This is a genomic window from Vibrio sp. 10N.261.54.E10 (assembly GCF_002877735.2).
In the GTDB taxonomy this organism is placed as follows: domain Bacteria; phylum Pseudomonadota; class Gammaproteobacteria; order Enterobacterales; family Vibrionaceae; genus Vibrio; species Vibrio crassostreae_C.
The window spans coordinates 904,273-920,324 of the sequence record NZ_MCXE02000001.1; the positions used below are offsets into that span (position 1 = coordinate 904,273).

Annotated in this window: 13 protein-coding genes; 11 read left to right on the forward strand and 2 right to left on the reverse strand. The window is 44.5% G+C overall.

What is annotated here, in order from left to right:
* The first annotated feature begins 147 nt into the window (after positions 1 to 147).
* The 7 genes from pspA to BCU07_RS04045 all read left to right on the forward strand — a co-directional run bounded on the left by pspA (position 148) and on the right by BCU07_RS04045 (position 7,472).
* Positions 148 to 819, forward strand: coding sequence for a phage shock protein PspA (gene pspA, locus BCU07_RS04015; RefSeq protein WP_004734604.1), 672 nt, complete (start codon positions 148 to 150; stop codon positions 817 to 819).
* A gap of 15 nt (positions 820 to 834) precedes the next feature.
* Positions 835 to 1,068, forward strand: coding sequence for an envelope stress response membrane protein PspB (gene pspB / locus BCU07_RS04020; protein WP_004734605.1), 234 nt, complete (start codon positions 835 to 837; stop codon positions 1,066 to 1,068).
* Positions 1,061 to 1,447, forward strand: coding sequence for an envelope stress response membrane protein PspC (gene pspC, locus BCU07_RS04025; protein WP_029222097.1), 387 nt, complete (start codon positions 1,061 to 1,063; stop codon positions 1,445 to 1,447). Before pspB ends, pspC begins: the two co-directional genes overlap by 8 nt.
* Before the next feature lie 157 nt (positions 1,448 to 1,604).
* The gene (locus tag BCU07_RS04030; protein WP_102429172.1) at positions 1,605 to 2,639 is read left to right on the forward strand and encodes an efflux RND transporter periplasmic adaptor subunit; all 1,035 of its coding nucleotides are present in this window, start codon (positions 1,605 to 1,607) and stop codon (positions 2,637 to 2,639) included.
* A gap of 1 nt (position 2,640) precedes the next feature.
* On the forward strand, positions 2,641 to 3,726 hold the full coding sequence (locus BCU07_RS04035) for an efflux RND transporter periplasmic adaptor subunit (protein ID WP_029222096.1): 1,086 nt from the start codon (positions 2,641 to 2,643) through the stop codon (positions 3,724 to 3,726).
* Positions 3,719 to 6,829 carry an efflux RND transporter permease subunit gene (locus BCU07_RS04040; RefSeq protein WP_017060313.1) on the forward strand — a complete coding sequence of 1,037 codons (3,111 nt, stop codon included), beginning with the start codon at positions 3,719 to 3,721 and terminating at the stop codon, positions 6,827 to 6,829. Before BCU07_RS04035 ends, BCU07_RS04040 begins: the two co-directional genes overlap by 8 nt.
* Positions 6,830 to 6,905: 76 nt before the next feature.
* Positions 6,906 to 7,472 carry a DNA-3-methyladenine glycosylase I gene (locus tag BCU07_RS04045; RefSeq protein ID WP_102429173.1) on the forward strand — a complete coding sequence of 189 codons (567 nt, stop codon included), beginning with the start codon at positions 6,906 to 6,908 and terminating at the stop codon, positions 7,470 to 7,472.
* A 244-nt stretch (positions 7,473 to 7,716) separates the two neighbouring features.
* Here BCU07_RS04045 and BCU07_RS04050 read toward each other — a convergent pair whose 3' ends face one another.
* Positions 7,717 to 8,901: a cystathionine beta-lyase gene (locus tag BCU07_RS04050; RefSeq protein ID WP_017065338.1), complete on the reverse strand. Its 1,185-nt coding sequence runs from the start codon at positions 8,899 to 8,901 to the stop codon at positions 7,717 to 7,719.
* A gap of 182 nt (positions 8,902 to 9,083) precedes the next feature.
* Positions 9,084 to 10,538, reverse strand: coding sequence for a cardiolipin synthase (gene cls / locus BCU07_RS04055; RefSeq protein WP_102429174.1), 1,455 nt, complete (start codon positions 10,536 to 10,538; stop codon positions 9,084 to 9,086).
* Between the two features lie 366 nt (positions 10,539 to 10,904).
* On the opposite strand from cls, the gene BCU07_RS04060 reads away from it, so the two are divergent.
* From BCU07_RS04060 to BCU07_RS04075, 4 genes are all read left to right on the forward strand, one after another.
* Positions 10,905 to 12,338, forward strand: a complete 1,434-nt coding sequence (locus BCU07_RS04060; RefSeq protein WP_050546918.1) for a sodium-dependent transporter — start codon at positions 10,905 to 10,907, stop codon at positions 12,336 to 12,338.
* A 188-nt stretch (positions 12,339 to 12,526) separates the two neighbouring features.
* Positions 12,527 to 14,143, forward strand: coding sequence for a methyl-accepting chemotaxis protein (locus tag BCU07_RS04065; RefSeq protein ID WP_102429175.1), 1,617 nt, complete (start codon positions 12,527 to 12,529; stop codon positions 14,141 to 14,143).
* 177 nt (positions 14,144 to 14,320) lie between these two features.
* On the forward strand, positions 14,321 to 15,019 hold the full coding sequence (locus BCU07_RS04070) for a TIGR01621 family pseudouridine synthase (RefSeq protein WP_017060318.1): 699 nt from the start codon (positions 14,321 to 14,323) through the stop codon (positions 15,017 to 15,019).
* 8 nt (positions 15,020 to 15,027) lie between these two features.
* Positions 15,028 to 15,981: a class I SAM-dependent methyltransferase gene (locus BCU07_RS04075; RefSeq protein WP_065583884.1), complete on the forward strand. Its 954-nt coding sequence runs from the start codon at positions 15,028 to 15,030 to the stop codon at positions 15,979 to 15,981.
* The last annotated feature ends 71 nt before the right edge of the window (positions 15,982 to 16,052 follow it).

The window sequence follows — 16,052 nt, forward strand, 5'->3', positions numbered from 1 at the left end:
TGATAATAAATGGCTTAAAAGTTGGCACGCTACTTGGATTATTTATGGTAGGTTTAACAACAAACGTAAATTTTTGAGCAAGTGGATTGATAAAGTCGCACAACGATTTGAAACGCATTTGCCATCATTGTAATTAAGGAGTTCCTCATGGGTATTTTTTCTCGCTTTGCAGACATTGTAAATTCGAACATCAGTGCACTTTTAGACAAGGCTGAAGATCCTGAAAAGATGATTCGCCTGATTATCCAAGAAATGGAAGATACGCTGGTTGAGGTTCGCACTAACTCCGCTAAAGCTATCGCAGATAAAAAAGAGTTAGCGCGTAAAGTTGAAGCTATCGAAACTCAGATTCTAGATTGGCAAAATAAAGCGACACTAGCACTAACTAAACAACGTGAAGACTTAGCTAGAGCGGCGCTAATAGAAAAGCAAAAACTTGAAGATATAATCAAAAGCCTTCACACAGAGCAAACCTTGGTTCACGAAACCATCGAAAAGCTGACCAGTGAGATTGGCAAGCTTGAAACCAAAATCGCAGAAACACGTGCGAAGCAGCAAGCATTAATGATTCGTAATAATGCGGCAAGCAATCGTCGTGATGTTCAAAAGCATCTGCATTCAAGCAAAACCCACGAAGCAATGGCGAAGTTTGAGCAATTCTCGCGTAAAGTGGATGAATTAGAAGCTGAAGCAGATGTTTACGCCAAAACAGGTAACGCAAAATCGTTAGACCAAGAATTTGCAGATCTACAAGCTCAAGATGAAATTGAAAAAGAGCTGGCGAAACTGAAGCAACAAGTTGAAAACCGCGATAAATAATTTTAGGAGTTGTCTATGTCAACATTTCTAATTGCAGGCCCACTGATTGTCTTTTTAATCTTCGTGGCACCGCTATGGTTGTTCTTACATTACCGCAGCAAGAAGAAATCCAGTAATGGTCTTTCAGAAACGGATCTTCAGCGTTTGCACAAGCTTTCTGCTCAAGCTGAATCGATGCAAGATCGAGTGAAAACGCTAGAAAAAATACTGGATGCGGAGTCACCTAACTGGAGACGAAACTATGAGTAGAGAACTGTATCGCGATCCTATTAACGGTAAGTTGTCTGGAGTGTGTGCAGGGTTAGCGAACTACTTTGGCCTTGAAGTGTGGTTGGTTCGCATCTTGGTTATCTCGGCGGCACTGCTTGGTGGTAGCTTTTTGGTGTTATTAGCGTATGTAGCTTTGACATTTATGCTTGAAAAACAACCACCTCAGTATGTCGATCAGATGAAGGCCAAACAAGAGCACACGCTCAAGCAAAAACCTTGGGAAAAAGGGCAAACCGCAGAGTCGTTACTGGGCACTTTAGAGGGTGATTTCCAGAAATTAGAGACCAGTGTCCGCAATATGGAAGCTTATGTGACTTCGGATACTTTCAAAGTCGACCGCGCATTTAAGAACATGTAGTGGTAAACCTGAAAAACATTAGATAACGGTTTAGGAAAATTTATTCCAAGCCGTTATTTTTTTTAATAATTTTGTCTAAATAAATCTTACGATAACTGGTAAGTTACATGTAATTAATCTATGTTATAAAAATATTTATAGTTATGGATGATCACTAATGTATAGAGCCTCCGTTGTCCTATTGACAGCCTTAGCTGGGTTGTCTGGGTGTGGTAAGGAGCTTCCTCCCGTACCTGAACCTGATTCTAGACCCGCCAAACTCTTCACTGTCTCCGTCGGTAGTAATGCTTTTGAACGTAGCTTTCCAGCCACCACAGAAGCTGGTGACAGAGCGGTACTCGCATTCCGTGTTCCTGGGTTATTGCAGAGCATCGATGTGACCGCTGGGCAGCACGTGTCTAAAGGCGACGAGCTTGCTAAGTTAAATCCCGATGAATATCAACTACTCGAGAAGCAAGCAAAAGCGAATTTTCAGCTAGCCGATGTTCAATATCAACGTGCGATCAAACTTCGTAAAGATCGTGTGGTATCAGAGCAAGATTTCGACCAAGCGAAAGCGAACCACAATTCAGCTCGCGCGGTGCTTAATCAAGCTAACGCGAATCTTCGCTACACCACTTTGGTTGCGCCGTATGACGGAACCATTTCCATCATTCCTGCTGAAAACCATGAATACATTGCGGCTAAACAAGGCGTGATGAATATTCAAACGAATCAAATCCTCAAAGTCGTATTCTTATTACCCGACCAACTTATCACGCGCTTTTCTTCAGGGTTTGAGACGGATGCAACCATGGTTTTTGATGCTTTCCCTGGTAGCTCCTACGCTTTAGCATTCCAAGAAGTTGATACTGAAGCGGATCCCAAAACCGGGTCGTACAAAGTCACCATGGTAATGGAAAGACCCACCGATGTTGGTATTTTGCCGGGTATGTCAGGCACAGTTCATTTAGTTTCAGCGTTAGCAGCCGCCACAAAAATTCCCACATCAGCAATGATGACTGATGGCGATGATGTCTCTGTGTGGCGCGTGAATAGCGACGGTATTGTTGAAAATGTCGCAATCATCATCGATGAAAAGCGCCATATTGTTTCAGGGTTGAACGATGGTGATCGCATCGTAACTTCTGGTGTTAATGGTCTTGAACCGGGCGTTAAAGTTCGAGAGTGGATCAAGGAAAGGGGGCTATAACATGAAAACACTTAAAGTGGCCGCTGGACTGTCGTGTTTGGCTTTACTTACGGCTTGTGAAGATAAACAAGTTGTAGAAGTGAATAACACGCCCTTGGTTAAAGCTATCGAGATTTCAGTCATCGACTTTAGCGACAAACTCTATTTCCCAGCGGTTGCAAACGCTGCCGAGAAGGCTCATCTCAGCTTTCGAGTCGCTGGTGAAATCAATAAGCTTGATGTGAAAGAAGGTGAGCGTGTTTCACAAGGAGACATCATTGCAGAGCTTGACCCTACCGATTATCAACTGGATGTCGACAATGCTCAGGCGCGTTACACGGTAATTAACAGCCAATACAGACGTTCAAGTCCGCTAGTGAAGAAAGGCTTATTGGCGAAGTCACAGTTTGATGAAATTGCTGCTCAACGCCAGATCGCTTATGCCGAGCTGGAACTCGCAAAACTGCGCTTGTCGTTCACTAAGCTTCGTGCTCCTGTTGATGGGATCATTTCTCGTGTCAGTGTCGATCAATATGAAAATATTCAGGTAGGCCAGCAGGTCGTGAACATTCACAGTGTCGAGGATGTTGAGGTTGTTATCCAACTGCCTGACCAGATTTACGTGAATCAGCCTAGCGAACAGCTGTTATCGAATGTTGAGGCTGTGGTAAGAGTACCCAGTGGCAATGAATACACGGCGGCTATTAAGGAGTTTACCACTGAACCTGACCCAAGCACGGGCACGTTCACGGTGACGCTTGCTCTACCTATGCCGGAAGATGATTTGATTCTGGATGGTATGGCCGTTGAGGTGACGTCAAATGGGCGAGATATCGGCTTGGAGTTAAAAGCTGGGGTACTTATCCCAATCGAAGCTGTGTTTAATGCGGATGGCGATGATTTAACGCGCCAGAACTCTTATGTATGGGTGCTTAATGACGACAGTACCGTCTCAAAACAGCAAGTCGTAATAGGAAAAGCCAATCAGAAAACATTGCAGATCATGAAAGGATTAGAAATGGGGCAGCATGTCGTTGTTGCAGGCGTATCGCGATTGCGAGATGGGATGACAGTGGAAGTATTGTCTCAGGAGACGAACAATGAGTGAAGTAAATAACAAGCCCCAAAATGACGATCAACAGGGTGATGATCAGATCACAGGTGTTGCTTCTTACTTTATACGTAACAAAGTCATTAGCTGGATGCTATCTCTGATCTTTCTTATTGGTGGTGTCTCTGCCTTTTTCGGCTTGGGTCGTTTAGAAGATCCTGCCTTTACCATCAAAGATGCGATGGTTGTGACCTCTTACCCAGGGGCCACACCTCAACAAGTTGAAGAAGAAGTTACTTACCCACTAGAAAAAGCGATTCAACAACTTACCTATGTGGACGAAGTGAACTCTATCTCTAGCCGCGGCCTATCACAGGTAACGGTGACGATGAAGAACAACTACGGCCCAGATGATCTTCCGCAAATATGGGATGAACTTCGCCGAAAAGTGAATGATCTCAAGGTTGAACTGCCACCCGGCGTCAATGATCCTCAAGTCATCGATGATTTCGGTGACGTTTACGGTATTTTGCTGGCGGTGACGGGGGATGGCTATAGCTACAAAGAGCTGCTGGATTACATTGATTACCTAAGGCGAGAGCTAGAGTTGGTTGATGGGGTCAGTAAAGTCTCCGTTTCCGGCCAACAACAAGAGCAAGTGTTCATTGAGATATCGATGAAACGGATAAGCTCTCTGGGTCTGTCTCCAAGCACGGTATTTAACCTTTTATCGACTCAAAATATTGTATCAAGTGCAGGAGCGGTAAGGATTGGTGATGAATATATTCGAATCCATCCAACGGGTGAGTTCCAAAACGTTGAACAGCTTGGAGATTTGATTCTTACGGAAGGTGGCGCTCAAGGGCTTATCTATCTAAAAGATGTGGCGAATGTAACCCGTGGTTACGTTGAGGTACCGAGTAACATCATTGGTTATAACGGCGAACTCGCGCTTAACCTGGGTGTCTCTTTTGCGCAAGGCGTGAACGTGGTCGCAGTGGGTGAAGACTTTGATCGAAGACTCGCCGAGCTTAAATATCAACAACCCGTCGGTATCGACATCTCCGAGGTTTATAACCAACCTAAAGAGGTGAACAAGTCGGTAAGCGGATTTGTGGTGAGTTTAGGGCAGGCGGTTGCGATCGTAATCGTGGTGTTACTGTTCTTCATGGGACTAAGATCGGGCCTATTGATTGGTTTGATACTGCTATTGACCGTATTCGGTACATTCATTTTCATGCAGTACTTCAAGATCGACCTACAACGTATTTCACTGGGCGCGTTGGTTATCGCCTTGGGGATGCTGGTGGATAATGCCATTGTGGTGGTGGAAGGGATATTGATCGGCACGCAGAAGGGGCGAACCCGGATGCAGGCCGCCACCGATATCGTAACCCAAACCAAATGGCCGCTGCTTGGTGCGACGGTTATTGCGGTGACTGCGTTTGCTCCAATTGGTTTATCTGAAGACTCAACAGGCGAATACTGTGGCACCTTGTTCACGGTGCTACTGATCTCCTTGATGCTGAGTTGGTTTACTGCCATCTCGCTCACGCCGTTCTTTGCCGACATGTTCTTTAAAGGTCAGAAGGTCGATCCAGATAACGAAGGTAAGGACCCATACAACGGGATGGTTTTTGTTATCTACAAAAACTTCCTTGAGTTCTGTATGAAGCGTGCTTGGTTAACCATGTTTGTTCTGATTATTGGTTTAGGCGCGAGTGTGTACGGTTTTGGTTTCGTTAAGCAAGCCTTCTTCCCGTCTTCAACCACACCTATGTTCCAAGTGGATGTGTGGATGCCAGAAGGTACCGATATTCGAGCGACCAATACCAAGCTTAAAGTGCTTGAGAGTTGGCTAGCTGAGCAGGACGAAGTTGAACATATCACGACAACCGCGGGTAAAGGCCTGCAACGTTTCATGCTGACTTATGCGCCAGAGAAAAGTTATAGCGCTTACGGCGAGATAACGGTTCGTGTGAAAAGTTATGAAGTACTTGAAGGGCTAATGAAACGCTTCCGTGAACATGTAAATGGTCAGTTCCCAGAGATTGACTACAAGCTTAAACAGATCGAATTAGGTCCTGGTGGCGGTGCGAAAATTGAAGCGCGAATTGTGGGTTCTGATCCAACGGTTTTACGTTCAATCGCTGCACAAGTGATGGACATCATGCGTGCTGATGAAGGCGCATTTAACGTTCGTCACGATTGGCGTGAAAGAACTAAGGTATTAGAGCCTCAGTTCAATGAAAGCCAAGCGCGTCGTTATGGTATTACTAAATCTGACGTTGATGATTTCCTAGCAATGTCTTTCTCTGGTAAGTCGATTGGTGTGTATCGTGATGGTACAACGTTAATGCCGATTGTGGCTCGTTTGCCTGAAGACGAGCGTGTCGATATTCGTAACATCGAAGGCATGAAGATCTGGAGCCCAGCATTAAGTGAGTACATCCCACTTCAACAAGTAACGTTAGGTTACGAGCTAGAATGGGAAGATCCACTGATCATCCGTAAGAACCGTAAGCGTATGCTAACGGTAATGGCGGATCCTGATCTATTGGGTGAAGAGACGGCCTCAACTCTACAGAAACGCTTACAACCACAGATTGAAGCGATTGAGATGCCTCCGGGTTACTCATTGGAATGGGGGGGTGAATATGAGTCGTCAGCAGATGCACAGGCGTCACTGTTCACAACCATGCCTCTGGGTTACTTGTTCATGTTCTTAATCACTGTGTTCTTGTTTAACTCGGTGAAAGAGCCTCTGATCGTTTGGTTAACGGTTCCATTGGCGTTGATAGGGGTGACGACAGGCTTGCTAGCCTTGAATACACCATTCGGCTTTATGGCGCTGTTGGGCTTCTTGAGTCTATCTGGGATGCTTCTGAAGAACGGTATCGTACTACTTGATCAAATTGAGATTGAGATGAAATCTGGTAAAGATCCGTATGTAGCGGTTGTTGATGCGGCTCTGAGTCGTGTTCGCCCGGTATGTATGGCGGCGATTACCACCATTCTAGGTATGATCCCTCTACTACCGGATATCTTCTTCAAACCAATGGCAGTAACCATCATGTTTGGTTTAGGCTTTGCGACTGTACTCACGCTAATCGTAGTGCCTGTGCTGTATCGTTTGTTCCATAAAATTGAAGTGGCTTAACGTCAACTGACCTTTGAAATAATGCCCCTAATTGGGGCATTATTTTTATGTATGATTACTAAAAGAGACCATCGAAATGGAAGCTAATACAGTGGATAGAACGTGTGCATGGGCGCTTAAACATGAGCTTGAAAGGGAGTACCACGATGCAGAGTGGGGCGTGCCTGTTTATGATGACCAAGTTCTGTTTGAGTTCATTACTTTAGAAGGTGCTCAAGCAGGTCTGAGTTGGATTACGATCCTTAAAAAGCGTGAAGGCTATCGTGCCGCGTTCGATAATTACGATCTAAACAAGCTAGCTGAGCTGAATGAAGACAACGTGCCGAATATTATCGAACACTTCGATGTGGTTAAGCATAAGGGCAAGATTGCTTCGGTATACAACAATGCACGAGCAACCCTTGAGCTTCAGAAAGAGTTTGGATCCCTATCCAATGCTTTATGGCAGTTTGTCGATAATAAGGTGATTGAAAATCAATGGACCGAGATGTCTCAAGTTCCCGCCTCTACAGAGCAATCTAAAGCGATGAGTAAGTTTTTAAAGAAGAGAGGGTTTAAATTTGTTGGTGAGACAATCTGTTACGCGTTTATGCAAGCAACAGGTATGGTCAATGATCATTTAGTCGGTTGCCCACACAAATAAAGTGTTATTTATTTCAGCGGAACAATCACTTAGAAATTGAAAAATTCATAGCCATTTTTTCATCGCTCTGAGATCTTTAAGTGGATGTGCTTTAAGGTTCAATATTGGCTTTGAAAGCTTCTGGACTATGAGCGGTTTGTATTATGAGCTGAAGTATCTGAATATGAGTATTTTGAGTTATGCTTTAAACAGAAAAAGGCAGGAATATCCTGCCTTTTTTGCATATTAGACCTATCGTCTCAGATTAAATCAGAGCGCTATAACGTTCTAATCCCGCCTCTAGATCAGCAATCAGGTCATCAACATCTTCTAACCCAATATGAACACGTATCAAGGTACCTTCGAAATTAGGATTGGCAACAGTTCTCAAGCTGTCAAAACTGCTTGGTTCGTTAGCTAGAATCAAACTTTCAAATCCACCCCAAGAGTAACCCATACTAAAATGTGTCATTCCATCAAGTAACGCTGTCGTCGCTTTGATATTAGAGTTGTTTAGTACAAAAGAGAACAAGCCATTACCGCCAGTAAAATCTCGTTTGAAGAATTCATGGCCTGGGCAAGACTCAAGAGCAGGGTGACGAACGTGGTTAACTTCAGGACGAGTCTCTAACCATTTTGCGACCTTCAAGCTGCTTTCTGCGTGTTGGCGTAGACGCACATCAAGAGTACGAATGCCGCGAAGCCCTAAATAAGCATCATCAGGTGAGACACATTGCCCCATCAAGTAACTTTGCTCTCTTAGTTGATCCCAGCATTTCTCATTGGCGACTGCCGTACCTAGCATCACATCAGAGTGACCCACGATGTATTTGGTCGCTGCTTGAATCGAGATATCAACACCAAAATCAAACGGTGAGAAGTTCACGCCAGCCGCCCAAGTATTGTCTAGCATAACGATGATGTCATGTTCATGAGCGATACGCGCTAGTGTTGGAATATCCTGCACTTCCATGGTGACAGAGCCTGGAGACTCAGTAAACAGCACCTTAGTGTTTGGCTTGATAAGGTCTTGGATACCTTCACCAATCGTTGGCTCGTAGTAAGTTGTCTCTACCCCCATCTTTTTCATGATGGTGTCACAGAAATCACGAGTAGGTTCGTAGCAGGTGTCAACCATTAAAATATGATCACCTGTTTCTACAAAAGAGAGAATGGCATTCGAAATTGCTGCTGTACCACACGGGTACAGTGCACAACCCGCGCCGCCTTCTACTTCAACCATCGCATCTTGGAAGGCAAAATGAGTGTTGGTTCCACGACGTCCGTAAAAAAGGGTCTTGTTAGCGCGGTTAATCGTAGCTTTACGCTTCTCTTCTACTGAGTTAAATACGACAGTTGAAGCGCGTTGTACTGGTGGGTTAACAACACCATTGGTCCACTTCTTATCACGACCGGCAGTGATAAGTTTAGTGGTTTTGTTCTCGGACATGCTGTGAATTCCTTATCAATCGGTTATGTCCTATTTAAAACATGCCAAGAGTGTTCAAAGCAAGAGCGGAGCGGGGATTTTTGCGCTTTTCTTACGATTTTTAACCTTTCACTCAGTTAACAGTGAAAGGTTAAAAATGATCGATGGGGAAACAACGAGCCATAATCGAACCATTGCTGGAATTATAGGAGTGGGTTGAACAAGTAGAACAGCCTCTCAAAGAAGCGATTACTAAGGTTTCTTTGCTCCCACTGTTCTAACTCTACAGAGTGGGATGAAGCGATATAAGATTTCTGCAGCTCAGACAGTTTTTGCGTGAAATGCACATCATCCACAGCCAGAGTCACTTCAAAGTTGAGCCACAAACTGCGCATGTCGATATTGACGGTTCCGATCAAGCAAAACTCTTCATCGATCACTACCGATTTGGTATGAAGAAGGCCACCGTAAAATTCATAGATCTTCACGCCAGCTTCAAGCAACTCGGTATAAAACGCACGAGAAGCCCATTTAACCATTAGTGAATCGTTATTGTGTGGAATGATCAGTTCTACAGTTACGCCGCGTTGAGCTGTCATCTTAAGTGTTTCGAGTAAGTCAGCACTTGGCACAAAATAAGGTGTAGTAATACGTACAGAATGATTCGCTTGATTGATGGCGATGGTCAGTACTTGTAAGATCAAATATTCCGGCATGCCAGGGCCAGACGGCACTACTTGAACCGGATGATGTGTCATGATTTCTTCAACTGGGCATTCAGGTATATCAGGGAGAATGCGTTCACCAGTCTCAACTTCCCAATCCCAGCCATGAATAGCGGATAACACATTAACGGTTGGCCCAGTCACTCTGACCATTACATCAATCCACTGACCAACGCCGGAACTTTGTTTGAAGTGAACAGGATCGACCATGTTCATTGAACCCGTATAGGCGATAGTCTCGTCAATCACAATGATTTTGCGGTGTTGTCTTAAATCTAGGCGACGTAAGAAAATACGCCATGGGCTCACTTCTAGTGCTTGTACGACTTGAACGCCTGCGTCCTTCATCATTGACTGCCAGTGGCTTTTGAAAAAGCGAGGGCTACCGGCTGAATCGAGCAAAACTTTAACATCTACGCCACGTTTTGCAGCGCGAATCAGCGCAGAGGCAACCGAATCGGTCAGGCCACCTGGATGCCAAATATAGAAAACCATCTTGATACTGGTTTGTGCATTTTCTATATCTTCGATAATTGCGTGTAGGATCTCGTTTGGTGAAGATTGCAGCGATAGAGTGTTTCCACTGAGTGCAGGGATGCCCATTCGATTGTTACAAAGCTCGTCAATCTTATGGATAGGGGAGCCGACTTTACCTGGTTGGTGAAGTTGGCAATCATTCAATTGACGGAACCAGTCGCCGAAAGGGGTAAACATACGATGAGCGCGTTCAGCCCTTTTTCTGCCTAGGTTTAGCTCACCAAAAAGGAAGTAACAAGCTACACCAACAATCGGGATAATGTAGATAACCATTAGCCAAGCAAGAGAAACGCTGACAGAGCGTCGTTTTAGTACAACACGAAACGTCACACCGGCTACGAGAACCCAGTACAAAACAACAGAGGCCAAAGTTAAAAAATGATAAAGCTTATCCACATTGAATACTCGAAAAAAGAGACACTTAGATAGTAATGCTATTTAACGGATATGGGAATTTAAGGATTCAACTATTTACAAAATAGAGCAAAAGATGTAAATAGGTTAAAGTTGTTAAGTTTTGGTCAACTTAAGAAGAAAACGATTGTTTTGTATGAAAAGTCGGCATTTAACCATAAAAATTTACATCTTTAACGAAATTTGTACGGTATGCTCTTCCAATTTTATTCTTAAACTGGTTTACTTGCTAGACAACGAGCGTCAATCAAATCTTTTAGGTGTGTAAATTTATTTATACACCTTCCTTTTAAAGACGCCACCCAAAGCAAAACACAACATCACATAACACAAAAGTTTGGAGTACACGTGGCTACTAGTAATACAACCACAACACCCCGCGATACCTGGGGTTCGAAGTTAGGATTCGTAATGGCTGCAGCCGGTTCTGCTGTTGGCTTAGGTAACATTTGGAAATTCCCATACACAGCAGGCGAAAGTGGCGGTGGTGCATTCGTTGCCATTTACCTGTTTTTTGTAATTTTTATTGGTTTCAGTGTCATGCTGACTGAATTTGCGATTGGCCGTCATACGCAAAAATCAGCAGTAGGTGCATTTAAAACAACTGACCGTCGTTGGACGTTCGCTGGCGTTATCGGCGTATTCAGTGGTCTACTTATCATGGGTTTCTACCCAGTAGTAGGCGGTTGGTCAATCGCATACATCGGTAAAATTGCAGGTGGTCTTCTAGACGCACCAGAAGCAATTGGTGATAGCTTTGGTGGCTTTATCTCAAACCCAGTTCAACCACTAATGTGGATGGGCTTATACCTACTACTTAACGTTGTTATCGTTATGAAAGGTATCTCTGGTGGTATTGAGAAAGCAGGTAAGATCCTGATGCCGCTTCTTTTCATTATCCTTATTGTAGTATCAATCAAAGGCATTATGCTTCCGGGCGCGATGGCTGGTCTTGAGTTCCTATTCAGTCCTGACTTCTCTAAAGTAGACAGCAATGTAATCCTAGCCGCTCTAGGTCAAGCATTCTTCTCTCTAAGTCTTGGTATGGGTTGTATGATGACATACGGTTCTTACCTTAAGAAGAAAGAGAACCTAGTTCAGACAACAGCAATGGTAACCGCAATGGATACTGGTGTTGCTATTCTAGCTGGTGTTGCAATGTTCCCTGCAATGTTCGCGTTCGGTATGGAACCTGCAGCGGGCCCTGGTTTAGTATTCGTTGTTGTTCCTCAGCTATTCGCTGAAATGGGCGGCGTAGTTGGTCTTCTATTTGCTCTTATGTTCTTCGTTGGTTTGAGTGTTGCGGCACTAACATCTTCAGTATCTCTACTTGAAGTTGTGGTTTCTTACCTAATCGATGAGAAAGGCATGAAGCGTGTAACAGCGGTACTGTCTGCAAGTGTTGTAATGGCGATTCTATGTATCTTCGCTTCTCTATCACTTGGCGGCTTCGGTCCAACACTGTTTGATACTGGCGCGTTCGACATTTTCGACCTACTAACGGATAAGATTTTCCTAGCGGTTGGCGGTATGTTGGTATGTATCTTCGCTGGTTGGAGACTAAACCGTGCTGACCTAGAGAAAGAAATCACTAACGATGGTGAAGTATCTTTCCCACTATTCGGTCTATGGTACACGCTAGTTAAGTACATCATCCCAGTAGCTATCGCAATCGTTGCATTCATGGGTATCTCTTCTGGCTTCGACAGCGGTAAAGGTGCAATCATGCTACTAGGTATTGGTATTATTGCTGGCTCTGCGCTTATCTCTAAGAAGCTATAGTTTTAAGAAGCTACAATCGCGAGCTAAAGTAAGTTAAGAAACGGGAGCCAATGGCTCCCGTTTTTTTATTCAAATACTTAATTCTTATCAAAAAATAAAACATTACATTCACTAAAGTTATCCGTCACCTAGCCGATATATTGAATATCAAGAATTTTTGATCGGTATTTAATTTAGGTAGGTGTTGTGTGAAATTGTCAGTGAGAAAGAAACTGTATGCCGGTTTTGGCTCTATATTGGCGGTGCTTGTTACGTTAGTCAGTATTGTATGGATAGAAGTTATCGGCGCGCACCAGAGCGCAGATGAAATTAGAATGGACGATGTTCCGGGTACTGTTACCTACCTGGTACTGATTGATGAAGCGGGTGATGTATACCGAGATGCGCTTGGTGCAATTACACTGGTTGATAACGCACTCAATGATTATCGAACCAGCAAGAACGAATTTGCTCAAGCTATCGAGCAGGCTAAGCGTTTGGAGAGTAGAGGTTCGGAAGACCACCGCCGTATTCAGCGAATTGAAGACCTGATGGGGCGTTTCACTCAAGAGTTTGAATCAAAGCTTGTGCCGAAGATCAATGATGAAGCTGCGCTACTAGCCAATATTCAACAGCTACGATCTTTGTATGAGAGCAATCTTATCCCTATTGAGAACTTACTGGATCAAGCGTCAGCAAGTGAGCGTGCAGATACAGAACAGTCACTACTGACACTAACCGACACGTTTACTACCATCGAGCGCACTATCATGGTGTTGTCTGCTATTGCGATTGTCTTTGGTTGTGTGATTGCGTATCTATTGTCTAGCTCTATTACCAATCGTCTTACTCGTGTAGAACAAGTAGCACGACGTGTAGCAAATGGTGACCTAACGGCAGGCGACATTATTGATGATTCTGGTGATGAATTGGCTGAACTGGCTAAGTCGATTAACCAGATGCAGAAATCACTAGTAGACCTATTAGGTTCTATCTCTTCTGTGACCCATGAAGTTCAATCTGTTACGGGCGAACTATCTTCTATTAGTCAAGACATCGTAACGGGCGCTTCTGCTCAAGCTGATAAGGCCAACTTAATTGCAACGGCTGCTGAAGAGTTAAGCTTGACCATTTCAGAAGTGGCGCAGCAGGGCACGTCTACTTATGAAGAAGCACGTCGCTCAGAAACCTCTGCAGAAGATGGCCGCAACGTGATTGTTGAGATGGTGGCGAGTATTCAACAAGTGTCGACTCAAATGAGCGATATGTCGTTGCAAATGAATACTCTAGGTTCTCACGGTGAGCAGATTGGTAGCGTTATCAAGGTAATCGAAGACATTGCTGAGCAAACTAACCTGTTAGCTCTTAACGCTGCAATTGAAGCGGCACGTGCAGGCGAATTTGGTCGTGGTTTTGCTGTGGTAGCCGATGAAGTGCGAGCGCTAGCAGAAAGAACAACCAAAGCGACACGAGAAGTCTCGGGCATCATTCAATCGATTCAATCGGGCACTCAAGAAGCGGTGACTTACACTCAAGATAACTGTCGTTTAGTTGAGATTGGTGTTGAGCAAAGCTCAGGTGCTGTTTCGGCTCTAGAAGCGATTGTGAGCGGTGCGGGCAATGTACAAAGCATGGTTAACTCTATTGCGACTGCGGCAGAAGAACAGACGGCTGTGACCAAAGAAATTGCAGCGGACATTACCGCGATTAGCGATATCTCTGAGCAATCTCTGCAGCTAGCAACTCGTAGCTCCGAAAATACATCAGGCTTGAACGCTAAGGTTGCTGAGCTAGAAGCATTAGTTGGTAAGTTTAAACTGGCGTAAAGCGGTAGCTTGGTTCTATTTACCTATTGGTAATCGAGTAAAGACCACGCACTGATCGCTAGTTGCTGAAAAGAAGCCCAACGATTCAATATTTATTGAGTGAGTTGGGCTTTTTCGTAGCTGGAATCTGGGTTCAGACGAGGTATACTCTACGTTCTACAATGGAGCTAGCCTTTAATGTTCGATATTCTTCTGAACCACTCTGATTTTTTACTTATCAATAAGCACCCTGGAGTCAGCGTCCACAAAGACGATGGCGATACCATGTTGCTTCAAGAAGTTGCTAAGGCAATTAATGAGCCTAAGCTGTATCTCGTTCATCGACTAGATAAAATGACTTCGGGCATTCTGCTGCTGGCAAAAAATGCGTCGGCGGCGAGCGAGCTTTCACAGCTATTTGCAAAGCGTGAAGTAGAGAAATACTACCTTGCGATCGGTTCTAAGAAGCCAAAGAAAAAGCAAGGTTTGATCTCAGGAGACATGGAGCGCTCACGACGCTCAAGTTGGAAACTTCTGACATCCAAAGAGAACCCTGCGATTACTCAGTTTTTATCAGCAACGGCTGAACCCGGTGAGCGTCTGCTGTTATGCAAACCCTATACGGGGCGAACTCACCAGATCCGTGTCGCGATGAAGTCGATCGGCTCAGCCATTGTTGGTGACCCTATTTATAATCCATCGAGTGAGGCTGACAGAGGTTATCTGCATGCCTTCGCGATTCGATTTGCCTATCAATCACAAGCCTACGAATATGTCTGCGATCCAAGAAGCCTAAACTCCTTGGGTGAGAAGTGGCATCAAGAAACCGTGTCGAACGGTTTGGACAGTTGGCTTGAACCTTGGTCATTAACTTGGCCAAAGCTAAACACTAAGTGAGTGAAATAATGGAAGCATCAGCTTTACCTCTGTTTTTTAGTCATATTGAACAGCAACTTAATGAAGTACCAAACGAACTACGCCGTATTTTCCACGGGCGCGGTAAGTTTTGGCCTGGTCTAGAGCAACTGACATGTGACTGGGTTGATGGACAGCTACTGGTTAACGTGTTTAAAGAAGTCGACGATGAATTCTTGTCATCTCTTAAAGCTGGATTGGTTGAACTCACCAACAAAGATATCTGGCAATCAAAGCAGGGCACAAGCATTGTTCTGCAACACCGTTATGCCGATGGTGCGCCTTCAGAGGTTCTATGGGGTGAGTTGAATGACTCTCCGGTTGTGGTTGAGCATGGCCTTAAGTACCAATTAGACATTGGCCGTAATCAGAACTTCGGTTTGTTCCTAGACATGCGTAATGGTCGTCAGTGGGTACAAGATAATGCCAAGGATAAGAACGTTCTTAACCTGTTTGCATACACTTGTGGTTTCTCTGTCGCGGCTATCGCTGGTGGCGCTCGTCAGTGCATGAATGTGGATATGTCACGTGGCTCGTTGAATAAAGGCCGCGATAACCACCGTCTGAATGATCACGATATGCGCTCGGTTAACTTCCTTGGCTACGATATCTTTAAGTCGTGGGGCAAAATCAAGAAGGGCGGTCCTTATGAGTTGGTGATTATCGATCCACCTTCGTTCCAAAAAGGCAGCTTCGCCCTAACTAAAGACTACAAAAAGATCTTACGCCGTTTGCCGGAGCTTCTAACGGAAGGCGGTGAAGTGATTGCGTGTGTGAACTCACCAGCAGTCTCACCAAACTTCCTGATTGAGACGATGGCAGAAGAAGCGCCAAGCGTTGAGTTTATTGAACGCCTAGACAACCCGCCTGAGTTTGTCGATGTCGACCTTGATTCAAGCCTAAAGGTATTGAGGTTTAAAATCACGGCTTCAGCTGAAGCTTGATGTCATGATTTAGCGGGCATTATCCATACTAATATAGAAAACGCCGCTCACAATGAGCGGCGTTTTTATAG

Coding starts and splice junctions, on each gene's coding strand:
- BCU07_RS04040 (WP_017060313.1), top strand. CDS start 3,719: ATGAGTGAAGTAAATAACAAGCCCCAAAATGACGATCAACAGGGTGAT.
- BCU07_RS04045 (WP_102429173.1), top strand. CDS start 6,906: ATGGAAGCTAATACAGTGGATAGAACGTGTGCATGGGCGCTTAAACAT.
- pspA (WP_004734604.1), top strand. CDS start 148: ATGGGTATTTTTTCTCGCTTTGCAGACATTGTAAATTCGAACATCAGT.
- BCU07_RS04030 (WP_102429172.1), top strand. CDS start 1,605: ATGTATAGAGCCTCCGTTGTCCTATTGACAGCCTTAGCTGGGTTGTCT.
- pspC (WP_029222097.1), top strand. CDS start 1,061: ATGAGTAGAGAACTGTATCGCGATCCTATTAACGGTAAGTTGTCTGGA.
- pspB (WP_004734605.1), top strand. CDS start 835: ATGTCAACATTTCTAATTGCAGGCCCACTGATTGTCTTTTTAATCTTC.
- BCU07_RS04070 (WP_017060318.1), top strand. CDS start 14,321: ATGTTCGATATTCTTCTGAACCACTCTGATTTTTTACTTATCAATAAG.
- BCU07_RS04050 (WP_017065338.1), bottom strand. CDS start 8,901: ATGTCCGAGAACAAAACCACTAAACTTATCACTGCCGGTCGTGATAAG.
- BCU07_RS04075 (WP_065583884.1), top strand. CDS start 15,028: ATGGAAGCATCAGCTTTACCTCTGTTTTTTAGTCATATTGAACAGCAA.
- BCU07_RS04035 (WP_029222096.1), top strand. CDS start 2,641: ATGAAAACACTTAAAGTGGCCGCTGGACTGTCGTGTTTGGCTTTACTT.